Annotated in this window: 11 protein-coding genes; 10 read left to right on the top strand and 1 reads right to left on the bottom strand. The window is 71.2% G+C overall.

The window, feature by feature from the left end:
* The first annotated feature begins 11 nt into the window (after positions 1-11).
* From GTY56_RS04800 to GTY56_RS04755, 10 genes are all read left to right on the top strand, one after another.
* Positions 12-1,010, top strand: a complete 999-nt coding sequence (locus tag GTY56_RS04800) for a sugar phosphate isomerase/epimerase family protein (protein ID WP_161362784.1) — start codon at positions 12-14, stop codon at positions 1,008-1,010.
* 263 nt (positions 1,011-1,273) lie between these two features.
* Positions 1,274-4,996 (top strand): ThuA domain-containing protein, encoded by a 3,723-nt coding sequence (locus tag GTY56_RS04795; protein ID WP_161362782.1) that lies wholly within the window; start codon positions 1,274-1,276, stop codon positions 4,994-4,996.
* 88 nt (positions 4,997-5,084) lie between these two features.
* Entirely contained in the window at positions 5,085-6,305 is a 1,221-nt protein-coding gene (locus GTY56_RS04790; RefSeq protein WP_237524379.1) for an inositol-3-phosphate synthase, read from the top strand.
* A 266-nt stretch (positions 6,306-6,571) separates the two neighbouring features.
* The gene (locus GTY56_RS04785) at positions 6,572-7,495 is read left to right on the top strand and encodes an SCO3242 family prenyltransferase (RefSeq protein ID WP_161362842.1); all 924 of its coding nucleotides are present in this window, start codon (positions 6,572-6,574) and stop codon (positions 7,493-7,495) included.
* A 95-nt stretch (positions 7,496-7,590) separates the two neighbouring features.
* A complete protein-coding gene (locus tag GTY56_RS04780) occupies positions 7,591-8,610 on the top strand; it encodes a sugar phosphate isomerase/epimerase family protein (RefSeq protein ID WP_524540077.1) in 1,020 nt (339 codons plus the stop codon).
* Entirely contained in the window at positions 8,607-9,377 is a 771-nt protein-coding gene (locus tag GTY56_RS04775; RefSeq protein WP_161362781.1) for an EboA domain-containing protein, read from the top strand. Before GTY56_RS04780 ends, GTY56_RS04775 begins: the two co-directional genes overlap by 4 nt.
* The gene (locus GTY56_RS04770; protein ID WP_161362779.1) at positions 9,377-10,288 is read left to right on the top strand and encodes a TatD family hydrolase; all 912 of its coding nucleotides are present in this window, start codon (positions 9,377-9,379) and stop codon (positions 10,286-10,288) included. The genes GTY56_RS04775 and GTY56_RS04770 overlap by 1 nt, the downstream gene beginning before the upstream one ends.
* 3 nt (positions 10,289-10,291) lie before the next feature.
* Positions 10,292-11,461, top strand: a complete 1,170-nt coding sequence (gene eboE, locus GTY56_RS04765) for a metabolite traffic protein EboE (RefSeq protein WP_161362777.1) — start codon at positions 10,292-10,294, stop codon at positions 11,459-11,461.
* Positions 11,458-12,876 (top strand): alkaline phosphatase family protein, encoded by a 1,419-nt coding sequence (locus GTY56_RS04760; RefSeq protein WP_161362775.1) that lies wholly within the window; start codon positions 11,458-11,460, stop codon positions 12,874-12,876. The genes eboE and GTY56_RS04760 overlap by 4 nt, the downstream gene beginning before the upstream one ends.
* A gap of 81 nt (positions 12,877-12,957) precedes the next feature.
* On the top strand, positions 12,958-14,010 hold the full coding sequence (locus tag GTY56_RS04755) for a sugar phosphate isomerase/epimerase family protein (protein ID WP_161362773.1): 1,053 nt from the start codon (positions 12,958-12,960) through the stop codon (positions 14,008-14,010).
* 125 nt (positions 14,011-14,135) lie between these two features.
* Here the strand turns inward: GTY56_RS04755 and GTY56_RS04750 are convergent, their stop codons facing one another.
* Positions 14,136-15,524 carry an OFA family MFS transporter gene (locus GTY56_RS04750; RefSeq protein ID WP_161362771.1) on the bottom strand — a complete coding sequence of 463 codons (1,389 nt, stop codon included), beginning with the start codon at positions 15,522-15,524 and terminating at the stop codon, positions 14,136-14,138.
* Positions 15,525-15,542: the final 18 nt, after the last annotated feature.

The raw sequence follows: 15,542 nt of genomic DNA, 5'->3' as shown, positions 1-15,542 counted from the left end.
GGCCCCTTTCGATGCCGCGCACTTTCACGCTCTTCACCGGCCAGTGGGCGGACCTGCCCCTGGAGGAGGTCTGCCGCCTGGCCCGCGACTTCGGCTACGACGGTCTCGAACTCGCCTGCTGGGGAGACCACTTCGAAGTCGACAAGGCACTGTCCGACCCGGGGTACCTCGACGGCCGCCGGGCCCTGCTCGACAAGTACGGCCTGAAGTGCTGGGCGATCTCGAACCACCTGGCCGGCCAGGCCGTCTGCGACGCCATCATCGACGAACGTCACCAGGCCATCGTGCCCGACGTGGTGTGGGGCGACGGGGACCCGGAGGGGGTCAGGCAGCGGGCCGCCGAACGCATGAAGGACACCGCCCGGGCCGCGGCCGCCTTCGGCGTGAACACCGTCATCGGGTTCACCGGCTCCGCCATCTGGCATCTGGTCGCCATGTTCCCGCCCGCCCCCGAAGCGATGATCGAGCGGGGCTACCAGGACTTCGCCGACCGCTGGAACCCGATCCTCGACGTCTTCGACGCCGAGGGTGTGCGGTTCGCGCACGAGGTCCACCCGAGCGAGATCGCCTACGACTACTGGACCACGCAGCGCGCCCTCGACGCCGTCGGCCGGCGCCCCGCCTTCGGTCTCAACTTCGACCCTTCCCACTTCGTGTGGCAGGACCTCGACCCGGTCGGCTTCCTCTGGGACTTCCGCGACCGGATCTACCACGTCGACTGCAAGGAGGCCCGCAAGCGCCTGGACGGACGCAACGGCCGGCTCGGCTCCCACCTGCCCTGGGGCGACCCGCGGCGCGGCTGGGACTTCGTCTCCGCCGGGCACGGTGACGTGCCGTGGGAGGACGTCTTCCGGATGCTGCGCTCCATCGACTACCAGGGCCCGGTCTCCGTCGAGTGGGAGGACGCCGGAATGGACCGCCTCCAGGGGGCGCCCGAGGCCCTGACCCGTCTCAAGGCCTTCGACTTCGAACCGCCCAGCGCGTCCTTCGACGCCGCGTTCAACAGCTGAATCACGCTCCCGGCACAGGTCGGGGACGGGGACCGGCAGTACCGCCGGTCCCCCCTCCGACCTGCACGGACCCTGCTTTGTCCCGGCTTGGGAGAAAGTGTGACCGAGTCCGGCTCAAGGGGTGTTCGCCCCGGACGGACGCGGTTACCGTCCTTGATGTGTTCAGGACACATGCACCTCCGGGGTGACGGCGCACCCCGGCGCCCGCACCGCACGTCTTCGCACCCACCCCGTACGGCCCACCCCGTTCCCGGAGGGACTTCGTGCACAGAACCAGACTCAGAAGCACCGCCACCCCCAGGCGGCCCGCACTGCGCACCACCGTCGCCCTGCTCACCGGCCTGCTCCTCGCCGTGGGCACCCCGGCCACCGTCGCCGGCGCCCACCCCGGCCACCCGGAGCACGACGAACCGGCAGCCGCCGAGGGCCAGTTCCAGCAGGTGCCGCTCGCCAAGGGCGAGCCCGAGACGGGCGAGCCGATGTCGCTCGCCGTGCTTCCGGACCGCAGCGTGCTGCACACCTCACGCGACGGCACCCTGCGCCTCACCGACCAGGCCGGCGTCACCAAGGTCGCCGGCAAGATCCCCGTCTACAGCCACGACGAGGAGGGCCTCCAAGGCGTCGGCATCGACCCGGACTTCAAGAACAACCGGGCGATCTACCTCTACTACGCCCCGCCGCTCGACACCCCCGCGGGCGACGCCCCGGAGACCGGCACCGCCGCGGACTTCAAGAAGTTCGACGGCGTCAACCGCCTCTCCCGCTTCGTGCTCAACGCCAACGGCACCCTGAACACGGCCAGCGAGAAGAAGGTCCTGGACGTCGCGGCCTCCCGGGGCATCTGCTGCCACGTCGGCGGCGACATCGACTTCGACGCGGACGGCAACCTGTACCTGTCGACCGGCGACGACACCAACCCCTTCGCCTCCGACGGCTACACGCCGATCGACGACCGGCCGAACCGCAACCCGGCCTTCGACGCCCGCCGCAGCTCGGGCAACACCAACGACCTGCGCGGCAAGATCCTCCGTATCAAGGTCGCCGAGGACGGCTCCTACACCGTCCCGGAGGGCAACCTCTTCGCCCCGGGCACCGAGAAGACCCGCCCCGAGATCTACGCGATGGGCTTCCGCAACCCCTTCCGGATGAGCGTCGACGACAAGACCGGCACCGTCTACGTCGGCGACTACGGCCCGGACGCCGGCGCCGCCGACCCCAAGCGCGGTCCCGGAGGGCAGGTCGAGTTCGCCAAGGTGACCAAGCCCGCCAACTTCGGCTGGCCCTTCTGCACCGGCGACAACGACGCCTACGTCGACTACGACTTCGCCACCAAGGAGTCCGGCGAGCCGTTCGACTGCGCCGCCCCGAAGAACACCTCGCCGTACAACACGGGCCTCACCGACCTGCCGCCCGCGCAGGCCGCCTGGATTCCGTACGACGGCGGATCCCTGCCCGAGTTCGGCAACGGCTCCGAGTCCCCGATGGCGGGCCCGGTCTACCGCTACGACCCCGAGCTGAACTCCAGCGTGAAGTTCCCCGAAGCCTACGACGGCGACTTCTTCGCCGGTGAGTTCGGCCGCCGCTGGATCAAGCGCATCGAGCAGAACGCGGACGGCTCCGTCGCGAAGATCAACGACTTCCCGTGGACCGGCACCCAGATCATGGACATGGAGTTCGGCCCCGACGGCGCGCTCTACGTCCTCGACTACGGCGTCTCCTGGTTCCAGGGCGACGAGAACTCCGCCCTGTACCGGATCGAGAACGCCGAGGATGGCTTCTCGCCGCTCGCCGAGGTGAGCGCCGACAAGACGTCCGGCGCGGCCGGCCTGAAGGTGCAGTTCACCGCCTCCGCCAAGGACGCCGACTCCACGAACCTCACCTACAGCTGGGACTTCGGCGACGGCACCAAGGGCGAGGGTCTCAACCCCACCCACCGCTACAAGAAGGTCGGCACCTACAGCGCGACCTTCACCGCCAAGGACCCCGAGGGCAACACCGGCAACGCCAGCATCCGGATCGTGGTCGGCAACACCGAGCCGAAGGTCAAAATCGACATCCCCGGCAACGGCACCCTGGCCGAGTTCGGCAAGCCCGTCCCGTTCAAGGTGGCCGTCACCGACCCCGAGGAGACCGTCGACTGCTCCAAGGTCAAGGTCACCTACAGCCTCGGCCACGACTCCCACGCCCACGAGCTGACCAGCGAGATGGGCTGCGAGGGCACCCTGACACCGCCCCCCGGTGACGGCGGCCACGACCCCAACGCCAACATCTACGGCGTCGTCGGAGCCGGCTACACCGACGGCGGGGCCAACGGCCAGGAAGAGCTGACCGGCACCGCCCGCACCGTCCTCCAGCCGCTGCACCGCCAGGGCGAGCACTTCACCACCCAGTCGGGCGTGTCGGTCATCACCAAGACCGGCGCCAACGGCGGCAAAACCGTCGGCGACATCAACGACGGCGACTGGATCTCCTTCACCCCCTACCGGTTCGACGGACAGAAGAAGATGACCGTGCGGGCCTCCTCCGGCGGCGCGGGCGGCTTCATCGAGCTGCGCACCGGCTCGCCCGACGGACCCCTGCACGGCTCGGCCTACATCCCGCCGACCGGCGGCTGGGAGACCTTCCAGAACGTCGACGTGCCCCTGCGGTCGCTGCCGAAGAAGACCACGGACATCTACCTGGTCTTCAAGGGCGGCGAGGGCGCGCTGTTCGACGTGGACGACTTCGAATTCTCCAAGGAGCCGTTCAAGGGCGGCAAGAAGGTCCTGGTCTTCTCGAAGACCGCCGGCTTCCGCCACGACTCCATCCCGGCGGGCATCACCGCCCTGAAGGAACTCGGCGGCCCGGCCGGCATCACCGTCGACGCCACCGAGGAAGCGCGGCAGTTCACCACCACCAACCTCGCCAAGTACGACGCGGTGGCCTTCCTGTCCACCACGGGCGACGTGCTCAACGCCGAGCAGCAGAAGGCGTTCGAGGACTACGTGGCGGGCGGGGGCGGCTACATGGGCATCCACGCGGCGGCCGACACCGAGTACGACTGGGAGTTCTACGGCGGCCTCGTCGGCGCCTACTTCGACTCGCACCCGGCCATCCAGAAGGCCACCGTCCGCGTCGAGGACCACGACCACCCGTCCACCGGGCACCTCGACGACGCCTGGGAGCGCACCGACGAGTGGTACAACTACCGCACCAACCCCCGGGAGAAGGCCAAGGTCCTCGCCACCCTCGACGAGACCACCTACCAGGGCGGCACGATGAAGGGCGACCACCCGATCGCCTGGTGCCAGAGCTACGGCGGCGGCCGCTCCTTCTACACCGGCGGCGGCCACACCAAGGAGTCCTACGCCGATGAGGCCTTCCGCGCCCACCTGCTCGGCGGCCTCCAGTACGCCACCGGCCAGGTGAAGGCGGACTGCAAGCCGGGCAAGGGCTACCGCAAGATCTTCAACGGCCAGACCCTGGACGGCTGGAAGCAGGCCGGACCCGGCAAGTTCACCGTCAAGGACGGCGTCATGGAGTCCGAGGGCGGCATGGGCCTGCTCTGGTACCAGGCCAAGGAGCTGAAGTCGTACTCGCTCAAGCTCGACTGGAAGATGCGGGGCGACGACAACTCCGGGATCTTCGTGGGCTTCCCCGCCTCCGACGACCCCTGGTCCGCGGTGAACAAGGGCTATGAGATCCAGATCGACGCCACCGACGCCGCCGACCGCACCACGGGCTCCGTCTACTCCTTCAAGTCGGCCGACATCAAGGCCCGTGACCAGGTTCTGCGGCCGCCCGGCCAGTGGAACTCCTACGAGATCAAGGTCCAGGGCGAACGCCTCCAGGTGTTCCTCAACGGAGTCAAGATCAACGACTTCACCAACAAGGACCCCCAGCGGAGCCTGACCGACGGCTACATCGGCCTGCAGAACCACGGCGCCGCCGACCATGTCTCCTTCCGCAACATCCAGCTCAAGGAACTGCCCGTCCAGGGCCAGTGAACGGCGGCGGGCGGGGGACGCCGGACCCCCGCCCGCCGTCTCCGTCCCTCCCCCCCCCCGGGGCTCGCGCACGATCAGGAGGCTGCCCATGTCCGCGTCCCTCTCCCGACCGCGTGTGGGGGTGTGGCTGATCGGAGCCCGCGGCTCCGTCGCCACCACCGTCGTCACGGGGTGCGCCGCCGTCACCGCGGGCCTGCACCCACCCACCGGCATGGTCACCGAGACACCCGCGTTCACCGACAGCGGCCTTCCGGCCCTGTCCGACCTCGTCTTCGGCGGCCACGACACCCTCGACTGCCCCCTGCCCAAACGCGCCGAGACCCTGACCGCCGGCGGTGTCCTCCCGCCGGGCATCGCCACCGCCGTCTCGGCCGACCTGGCCATCGCCGACCGCGAGATCCGACCCGGCGGCCCCACACCGGGGGACACCAGGAGCGAGGCCGAACTGATCACGGCCTTCGCCGACGACATACGCGACTTCGTGCACCGCCACGCACTGCAACGGGCCGTGGTGGTGAACGTCGCCTCCACCGAACCCGCCTCCCAGGGGCCCGGCGCCCCCCTTCCGGCCAGCACCCTCTACGCCCTGGCGGCCCTGCGCGCAGGCTGCCCCTACGTCAACTTCACCCCCTCCGAGGGCATGCACCACTCCGTCGCCGCCCGGGCGGCCGAGCACAGCGGCCTGCCGTACGCCGGCCGGGACGGCAAGACCGGGCAGACGCTGCTGCGAGCCGTACTGGGCCCGATGTTCGCGCAGCGGGCGCTGAGGGTCCGGGCCTGGTCCGGCACGAACCTGCTCGGCGGCGGAGACGGCGCGGCCCTCGCCGACCCGGCCGCCGCAGCGGCGAAGAACGCGGGCAAGGAACGCGTCCTCGCCGACACCCTCGGCTCCGTCCCCGAGGGCGAGGTCCACATCGACGACGTCCCTGCCCTCGGCGACTGGAAGACCGCCTGGGACCACATCGCCTTCGACGGCTTCCTCGGCACCCGCATGATCCTCCAGACCACCTGGCAGGGCTGCGACTCGGCCCTCGCGGCACCCCTGGTACTGGACCTGGCCCGCCTGACCGCCCGCGCCCACGAGGCAGGACTGTCCGGCCCGCTCGGCGCGCTCGGCTTCTACTTCAAGGACCCCGTGGGGGAGGGGCCCGCCGGGTTGTCCCAGCAGTACGAGGAACTGGTCCGCTTCGGGCAGAGGCTCGGGCGGGCCGACGAAGAGGCCCGTGGGGCGCGGTCGGTGAGGGACACCGGGGAGAGGGAGACGGGGGAGAGGGACACGGGGGAGAGGGCGACGGGGGAAGCGCTGTGACGCTGCGCCGAAGCCCTTGCGGGTGCCGCGACGGGGCGTCCGGGGGCGCTGCCTCTGGAGACGTTGTCAGTGGCACCGCTGGAGGCGTTGCCCGGGGTGTCGCTGATGGGGTTGCCCGTGGTGCTGACGGTGGCGTTGCCCGTGGTGTCGCTCATGACGTTGCCCGTGACTCCGACGGTGGCGTCGGTCGTGGTGTCGCTGATGGCACGGCCCCCTGCGCATGCGCAGGCCGTCGCTCGCGGCGTAGCCGGGCCTGGGCCGAACTCCTGCGTCTGCCCGCCTTGTTCAGCGTCCCGGGAGACGCCCTGGCCGGCGCGGCCGCCACCGGTTCGGCGCCCAGCCCCCGCACCCTGCTCGCCATCGGTTCCTCCCTCTGCCTCTATGAAGCCGGCATGGCCCTCAACGACTGGGCGGACCGCGACGTCGACGCCGTCGAACGCCCCCACCGCCCCCTGCCCTCCGGCCGTGTCCGGCCCGCCGCGGCACTCACGGCGGCCTGCACCCTCACCGGCGTCGGACTGGCCCTGGCCGCGCGCGCGGGCCGCCCTGCCCTGGCCGTCGCCGGGCCCCTGGCGGCAACCGTCTGGGCGTACGACCTCGGCCTGAAGCACACGCCCGCCGGACCCGTGGCCATGGGCGCGGCCCGCGGCCTCGACCTGCTCCTGGGAGCCGCGGCCACGACGGGCCATACCCGCCCCGCCCTGCCCTCCGCGGCCCTCCTCGGCACTCACACCCTGGCCGTCACCACGGTCTCCCGCCAGGAAGCCCGGGGCGGCTCACCGCTGGCCCCCCTGGCGGCCCTCGCGACGACGGCCCTGCTGACCCGGCAGGTGACGCGTCGCTCCGCCCCGCCGACGAGAGGCCACGGTGCGCCCGCCAGGGGGACTGGGACCGCCCATGCGCCGGCGGGTCCCCGAAGGCCCACCAGGCCCCCCGGGCAGGAGCCCGCGGCGCTGCTCACCACCGCTCTCGGAGCCGCCTACGCGGCGACGGCCGCCCGCCCCTACTTCCACGCCGCCCTGAATCCCTCGCCCCCTCTCACCCAACGCGCCGTCGGCGCCGGCATCCGCGCCACCATCCCCTTCCAGGCCACCCTGGCTGCCCGCTCCCGGGGCACGGCCACCGCCCTCCTCATCGCGGCCCTGGCCCCACTCGGAGCGAGGTTCGCGAAGAAGGTGAGCGTCACATGAGCTCCGAAGCCCCGACCTCAAAGAGCAGTGCGGCCAGGGCCTCACACACAACTCGGGCTGCTGCCTCACCCGCCTCGACCCACCTGCCCCAAGGGGTGCGGGGAACTGCCCGAACAGCCACCACCGGCCCGCAGCCGGACGCCGCCATCGCGCCTCTCGCCGCCCCGCAGGGCACCCTCCCTCCCCTCCGCTTCGGCTACGGCACCAACGGTCTCGCAGATCTCCGGCTCGACGACGCCCTCTCGCTCCTCGCCGACCTCGGCTACGACGGCGTCGGACTGACCCTCGACCACATGCACCTCGACCCGCTCGCCCCCGGCCTCGCCGCCCGCACCCGCCGCGTCGCGCAGCGGCTGGACGCGCTCGGGCTGGGTGTCGCCGTCGAGACAGGTGCCCGCTACGTGCTCGACCCCCGCCGCAAGCACGGCCCGTCCCTGCTGGACCCGGACCCCGACGGCCGGGCCCGGCGCACCGACCTGCTCGTCCGGGCCGTCCGGGTCGCCGCCGACCTCGGCGCGCACGCGGTGCACTGCTTCAGCGGGACCGTGCCGGAGGGAACCGACACCGACACCGCGTGGCAGCGCCTCGCCGAGTCCCTCGCTCCCGTCCTGGACGCCGCCGCCTCCGCGGGCATCCCGCTCGCCGTCGAACCCGAGCCGGGGCACCTGCTCGCCACCCTGGCCGACTTCCACCACCTCCGCCGTGCACTCGGCGACCCCGAACTCCTCGGCCTCACTCTGGACATCGGCCACTGTCAGTGCCTCGAACGCCTCTCTCCCGCCGACTGCGTGCGGGCCGCCGCCCCCTGGCTGCGGCACGTCCAGATCGAGGACATGCGCCGAGGCGTCCACGAACACCTCCCGTTCGGCGAGGGGGAGATCGACTTCCCGCCGGTCCTCGCGGCCCTCGCCACCACCGGCTACCAGGGCCTGACCGTCGTCGAACTGCCTCGGCACTCGCACGCCGGCCCTCACTTCGCCGCGCACTCCCTGCCGTTCCTCCGTCAGGCCGAGCGGACCGCGGCCACCGCGCCGCCCGGCCCCGCCGAGGCCTTTCAGCAGCCCGCGCCTCCCCACGGCGCTCCCTCCACCGACCCTGAAGGGAGCAGCAGATGAGCCACCCCCGCACCACTCCCACGGCGAGAACCGAGAGAGCCCAGGACGCGCCGAGCGCCAGAACCCACACCGGCGAAAACACTCCTGACGCCACCGCCACCGCCACCGCCACCGCCACCCACCCCTCCCTCACAGACCTCCGCCATCACCTCACCGCCCACCTGGACCCACCGGCCCGCGCCTGGCTCGACCACGCCCTCGACGAGGCGGCCGCCCACCCCGGCCTCCACGGGCCCATCTCCGTATGGGAACTGCGGCTGGCCGAAGCCGGCCGGCGCTGCGGCCCCGCACACGCCGACGCCGCACGGGTCCTGATCCTCGACGCGGCCCGCGCCGACACCGACGCTCTGACCCGGGTGTACTTCCAGGGCACCGCCGACGAGCGCCGAGCCGTGCTGCACGCCCTGCCCCACCTCGTGTCCGGCCCGGGCGCCCTCCCGCTGATCGAGGACGCCCTGCGCACCAACGACACCCGGCTTCTCAGCGCCGCCGTCGGCCCTTACACCGCCCGCCACCTGGCGGCCCACGCCTGGCGTCATGCCGTACTGAAGTGCCTGTTCACCGGCGTCCCCGTCGACCACGTGGCGGACCTGCCCCGGCGGGCCTCCGGCGACGGCGAACTCGCCCGCATGCTGGCCGACTACGCCGCCGAACGCACCGCCGCCGGCCGCTCCGTCCCCGAGGACCTGTGCCGCGTTCTGGACCTGACCGAGTCCGTCACCCCGGCTGCCCCCGGCACGGACCACCCCCACGGCAAGGAGTCCTGATGCGCATCTTCGACCCCCACATCCACATGACGTCCCGGACCACCGACGACTACGAGGCCATGTACGCCGCCGGTGTGCGTGCCGTCGTCGAACCCTCCTTCTGGCTGGGCCAGCCCCGGACCTCTCCCGCTTCCTTCCGTGACTACTTCGACTCCCTTCTCGGCTGGGAGCCCTTCCGCGCAGCGCAGTACGGCATCGCCCACCACTGCACGATCGCCCTCAATCCCAAGGAGGCGAACGACCCGCGCTGCACGCCCGTCCTCGACGAGCTGCCCCGTTATCTCGTGAAGGACAACGTGGTGGCCGTCGGGGAGATCGGCTACGACTCGATGACCCCCGCGGAGGACACCGCCCTCGCCGCGCAACTGCAACTCGCCGCCGACCACCAACTGCCCGCCCTCGTCCACACCCCCCACCGCGACAAGCTCGCCGGGCTGCGCCGCACGCTCGACGTCGTGCGGGAGTCCGCCCTGCCCGCGGACCGCGTCCTGGTCGACCACCTCAACGAGACCACCGTCAAGGAGGCCAGGGACAGCGGCTGCTGGCTGGGCTTCTCCGTCTATCCCGACACCAAGATGGACGAGGAGCGCATGATCGCGATCCTGCGCTCCCACGGGACCGAACAGGTCCTGGTGAACTCCGCCGCTGACTGGGGCAGGAGCGACCCCCTCAAGACCCGCAAGGTCGGCGACCTGATGCTGGCCGAGGGCTTCGACGAGGACGACGTCGACCAGGTGCTGTGGCGCAACCCCGTCGCCTTCTACGGGCTCAGCGGCCGCCTCGACCTCGACGTCACCGGCACGGAGGCCACCCACGAGGGCAACTCCATCCTGCGCGGGGTCCCGCGGGAGCCGCACGAGCCGGTCACCGGCTCCGGCACGCCGGCCCGCGTGACCTCCGCGGAGGCGTGAACCATGCGCTTCCGCCACCCCGACGGCTCCACTGTCCACCTCGCCTACTGCACCAACGTCCATCCCGCGGAGACCCTCGACGGCGTCCTCGCCCAGCTTCGTGACCACTGCGAACCCGTCCGTCGCCGCCTGGGACGCGACCGGCTCGGCATCGGGCTGTGGCTGGCGAAGGACGCCGCGCACGCCCTCGTCACCGACCCCTCCGCGCTGCGCGGGCTGCGCACCGAGCTGGACCGGCGCGGACTGGAGGTCGTCACCCTCAACGGCTTCCCCTATGAGGGCTTCGGTGCCGAGGAGGTCAAGTACCGCGTCTACAAGCCGGACTGGGCCGACCCGGAACGCCTCGACCACACCACCGCCCTGGCCCGCGTCCTCGCCGCGCTCCTCCCCGACGACGTCACCGACGGGACCATCTCCACCCTGCCCCTCGCCTGGCGCACCGCGTACGACGACGAGCGCGCGGACACCGCCCGCACCGCGCTGTGCACCCTCGCCGAACGCCTCGACGCCATGGAGGAGCTGACCGGCCGCTCCATCCGCGTCGGCCTGGAACCGGAACCCGGTTGCGTCGTCGAGACCACCCGCGACGCCATCGCCCCGCTCACCGCGATCGGCCACGACCGCATCGGCATCTGCGTCGACACCTGCCATCTCGCCACCTCCTTCGAAGATCCGCACGCCGTCTTCGACGCCCTCACCGAGGCGCGCGTCCCCGTCGTCAAATCGCAGCTCTCCGCCGCCCTGCACGCCGAACACCCCCATCTCCCCGAAGTCCGAGAGGCTCTGGCCGCCTTCGCCGAACCCCGCTTCCTGCACCAGACCCGCACCGCCACAGCGGCCGGGCTGCGCGCCACGGACGACCTCGACGAAGCCCTCGCCGGTCACGCCCTGCCGGACGCCTCACCCTGGCGCGCCCACTTCCACGTCCCCCTGCACGCGGCCCCCGCCACGCCCCTCACCTCCACCCTCCCGGTCCTGAAGTCCGCGCTGACCCGGCTCGTCGGCGGCCCGGCCCCGCTCACCCGCCACCTGGAGGTCGAGACCTACACCTGGCAGGCCCTCCCACCCGAGTCGCGCCCCAGGAACCGCACCCAGCTCGCCGAGGGCATCGCCGCCGAACTCACCCTCGCCCGCGACCTGCTGACCGACCTCGGCCTGAAGGAGCTGCCATGAGCACCGGTCCCCATGACCACCCGGGCCCGGCCGCCACGGACCGCCCCACCCCGCTCCTCGTCCTGGACGTCGTCGGCCTCACCCCCCGTCTCCTCGACCACATGCCCCACCTCAAGGCGCTCGGCCAGTCAGGTTCGCGCGCCCCGCTCGGCACCGTCCTGCCCGCCGTCACCTGCGCCGCCCAGTCCACGTTCCTCACCGGCACCATGCCCTCGGAGCACGGCATCGTCGGCAACGGCTGGTACTTCCGTGAACTCGGCGACGTCCTGCTGTGGCGCCAGCACAACGGACTCGTGGCCGGCGACAAGCTCTGGGACGCCGCCCGCCGCGCCCACCCCGGCTACACCGTCGCGAACATCTGCTGGTGGTACGCCATGGGCGCGGACACCGACATCACCGTCACTCCCCGTCCGGTCTACTACGCCGACGGACGCAAGGAACCCGACTGCTACACCCGGCCGGCCGCACTGCACGACGAACTCACCGCGAAGTTCGGCACGTTCCCCCTGTTCCACTTCTGGGGCCCTGGAGCCGACCTCGTCTCCAGCCGGTGGATCATCGACGCGACCCGCCACATCATCCGCACCCGGCACCCCGACCTGACGCTCTGTTACCTCCCTCATCTCGACTACGACCTCCAGCGCTTCGGCCCCGACGACCCGCGCTCCCTGAAGGCGGCCACCGACCTGGACGCCGCCCTGGCCCCGCTGCTGGACGACGCCCGCGCCGAAGGCCGCACGGTCGTGGCACTGTCCGAGTACGGCATCACCCGTGTGAACCGGCACGTCGACATCAATCGCGCCCTGCGCCGCGCCGGCCTGCTGGAGGTGCACACACAGGACGGGATGGAGTACCTCGACCCGATGGCGTCCCGCGCCTTCGCGGTCGCCGACCACCAGATCGCCCATGTCTACGTGCGCCGCCCCGAGGACCTCGACGCCACCAGGGCCGCACTCGACGGCCTGCCCGGCATCGCTGAACTCCTCGACGACGAGGGCAAGAAGAGCCACCACCTCGACCATCCGCGCGCGGGCGAACTCGTCGCCGTGGCGGAACCCGACGCCTGGTTCACGTACTACTACTGGCTCGACGACGACCGCGCGCCCGACTTCGCGCAACTCGTCGAGATCCACCGCAAACCCGGCTACGACCCGGTCGAACTCTTCATGGATCCCCTCGACCCGTACGTCAAGGTCAAGGCGGCCACCGCACTGGCGCGCAAGAAACTCGGCATGCGCTACCGCATGGCGGTCGTGCCCCTGGACCCCTCACCTATTCGCGGCAGCCACGGCCGCCTTCCGGCGAGCGACGACGACGGTCCGCTCCTCATCTGCTCCACCCCCCGTGCTGTCGGCGACCGCGTCGCGGCCACCGATGTGAAGTCACTGCTGCTCCGACTCGCCGGTCTCGCCTGAGGACACAGCTCTCAGTCCCGAACGGTCACAAGTGAAGCACTCACCACTGACAACGCCCCGCGATCACGAGGAGTTCCACGCATGAGCCGCTTCTCCCAGCCCGACCCCGAACTCGGCCACCGCCTCAGCAGACGAGGCATGCTCGGCGTGGCCGCCGGCGCCACCGCCGCCGCCCTGCTCGGCGCCGCGGCCCCGGCGACCGCCGCCACCGCCACCGCGTCCACCGGCACCGCGTCCGGCGCCAAGGGCAGGGGCCGCCCCGTCCTGCCGCCCGGCCGCCTCGGCATCCAGCTGTACAGCCTGCGCGACAAGGTCTCCACCCTCGGCTTCGGCCCCGTCTTCGCCGAACTGGAGCGGTACGGCTACGACGAGGTCGAGTTCGCCGGCTACACCCAGGGTTCGGCGGGCCCCATCACCCTCGCCCAGCTCAAGCGCCTGGCCCGCAGCCACGGTCTGAACCCGATCGGCAGCCACGTCGGCTACTACTCCTCCGACCCGGGCGCCTACACGTTCGCCCAGAACCTCACCAAGGTCCTCGACGACGCCCAGGCCCTCGGCCTGCGGCACATCGGCACGGCCGCCGGCCCGTTCCGCTACGGCTCGACCGTCGACGCCTGGAAGCGCGCCGCCGAGGACTTCAACACGTACGGCGCGGCGGCGAAGGCCCGGGGCATGAAGTTCTACCAGCACAACCACTCCGAGGAGTTCTCCTTCGCCACCGACAACCCCAAGGTCCGCCTCTACGACGTCCTGCTCAAGGAGACCGACCCCGACCTCGTGTACCTGGAGATGGACATCTACTGGGCGTACGTCGGCCAGTTCCGCTTCTCCAAGCGGCCCGACGGCACGCCCGCGCCCTTCGAACCGCTGAACTACGTCCTGCGGCAGCCCGACCGCTACCCGCTCTTCCACGTGAAGGACGGAGAGAGCGACCCGTCGAACCCGTACGGCTACCGCATGACCGACGTCGGCGACGGCGACATCGACTACCAGCGGTTCATCTCCGCCGTGACCCGCCTGCGCGGGCACCGCATGGCCCACCACTGGCAGGCCGAGCACGACAACCCGGCCGAGTCCTTCACCTTCGCGCGCCGCTCCAGCGCGCACCTGCACTCCCTGAGGGAGAAGTGCTGACGGCCCCACCTGTCCCGCCGGGGTGGCGGACGCGGGGATGGCAGTCGGTCGTTCGGAGAGGGGGACGGTGTACGGCGGCGGACGGTGCCGAGGGTCCGGGTGCCGCGGACGGATCCGGCGTCATGTCAGGTGGTGTCCTCGCCGAGCGGTTGCGGGTTGGGGGAGATGCGGCGCGTTTCCTTGTCGCGTCCCGGCGGGGTCAGGAACAGTGCCACGCAGCCGGCGAACAGGGAGATGGAGCCGGCCAGGATGAAGGCGCCGGAGTGCCCCCAGGCGCCGACGACCACGGCACCCATGCCGGCGCCCAGGCCGGAGACGAGCTTGGCGCTGTAGACCATGCCGTAGTTGGAAGCGTTGTTGTTCTCACCGAAGTAGTCCGCGGTGAGCGCGGCGAACATCGGGAAGATGGCGCCGCCGCCGAAGCCGGAGATCGAGGAGAAGACCAGGAACAGCGGAAGGTTCTCGGCGTTCGCCGACCACAGGATGCCGTACTGGGACAGGCCCAGGATCACGCAGACGACGAGCAGGCACCGCTTGCGGCCGTGCAGGTCGGAGAGCCAGCCGATGACACCGCGGCCGGTGCCGTTGACGATGGCCTTCAGGGACATGGCCGTGGCGACGATCCCGCCCGCGAACCCGGCCTCCTCGCCGATCTCCACCTGGAAGGCGATGCCGAAGATGTTCACGCCGGACGTGCACGCCAGACAGAACCACATCAGGGCGACCCGGCCGGTCTTCCACGCCTCCCTGGGGGAGTACTGGCGCACCGCCGGCGGGTTCATCCGCAGTGAGCGGGCCGCGCGCGGGTCGTCCGGCGGGTTCAGCGGGTCGATCGTGGAGGGCCACCAGTTCTTCGGCGGGTCCTTGAAGAAGTAGCCGGAGCACGCGACCATCGCGGCCAGGAACACACCCACCGAGACCAGCACCCAGCGGAAGTTGGTCAGGTCCATGTAGCCGTTGAAGAGGAAGACGAAGGGCACCGAGCCGTAGGCGAAACCACCGTTGACGAAACCGGTCTTGCCGCCCTTGCGCTCCGGGTACCACTTGCCGACCATGTTGACGCAGGTGGCGTACACCATGCCCGCGCCCATGCCGCTGAACATGCTGAACCCGATGTAGGCGAACACCACGTGCGGCGCGAAGGCGAGGGACAGGTAGCCCAGCAGCGTGCCGGTGGCGCCGAGCATCATGGCCCAGCGGGCCGGCAGTTTCCCGCTTTCCCGCAGCTTGCCCGCGGGGAAGGCCACCGCGGCCTGGAAGAAAACCCAGACGGTCATCATCCAGAAGATGTGCATGCTGTTCCAGCTGTGCGCCGTGTGCAGGGTGTCCTCGGCGGACGCGAACGCGTACTCGGCGGAGGAGATGCCCATCATGCCGATCCAGGGCAGGATCACCATCCACTTGCGTTTGCGCCCCATGATGTCGATGTCGGTCTCACCGAGGCGGTAGACGCGACCGTTCGCGTCGGTGACCTCCCGGTAGGGAACCGTGGTGGGCAGATCGGTCGTTGTCATGTCGTGTCGCACCCCTTG

This window comes from Streptomyces sp. SID5643 (assembly GCF_009872555.1).
In the GTDB taxonomy this organism is placed as follows: Bacteria; Actinomycetota; Actinomycetes; order Streptomycetales; family Streptomycetaceae; genus Streptomyces; species Streptomyces iakyrus.
The sequence above is the reverse complement of the archived record's forward strand: the minus strand, read 5'-3'. Positions and strand labels throughout refer to the sequence as shown.

Coding starts and splice junctions, on each gene's coding strand:
- eboE (WP_161362777.1), top strand. CDS start 10,292: ATGCGCTTCCGCCACCCCGACGGCTCCACTGTCCACCTCGCCTACTGC.
- GTY56_RS04750 (WP_161362771.1), bottom strand. CDS start 15,524: ATGACAACGACCGATCTGCCCACCACGGTTCCCTACCGGGAGGTCACC.
- GTY56_RS04755 (WP_161362773.1), top strand. CDS start 12,958: ATGAGCCGCTTCTCCCAGCCCGACCCCGAACTCGGCCACCGCCTCAGC.
- GTY56_RS04770 (WP_161362779.1), top strand. CDS start 9,377: ATGCGCATCTTCGACCCCCACATCCACATGACGTCCCGGACCACCGAC.
- GTY56_RS04800 (WP_161362784.1), top strand. CDS start 12: ATGCCGCGCACTTTCACGCTCTTCACCGGCCAGTGGGCGGACCTGCCC.
- GTY56_RS04775 (WP_161362781.1), top strand. CDS start 8,607: ATGAGCCACCCCCGCACCACTCCCACGGCGAGAACCGAGAGAGCCCAG.
- GTY56_RS04760 (WP_161362775.1), top strand. CDS start 11,458: ATGAGCACCGGTCCCCATGACCACCCGGGCCCGGCCGCCACGGACCGC.
- GTY56_RS04790 (WP_237524379.1), top strand. CDS start 5,085: ATGTCCGCGTCCCTCTCCCGACCGCGTGTGGGGGTGTGGCTGATCGGA.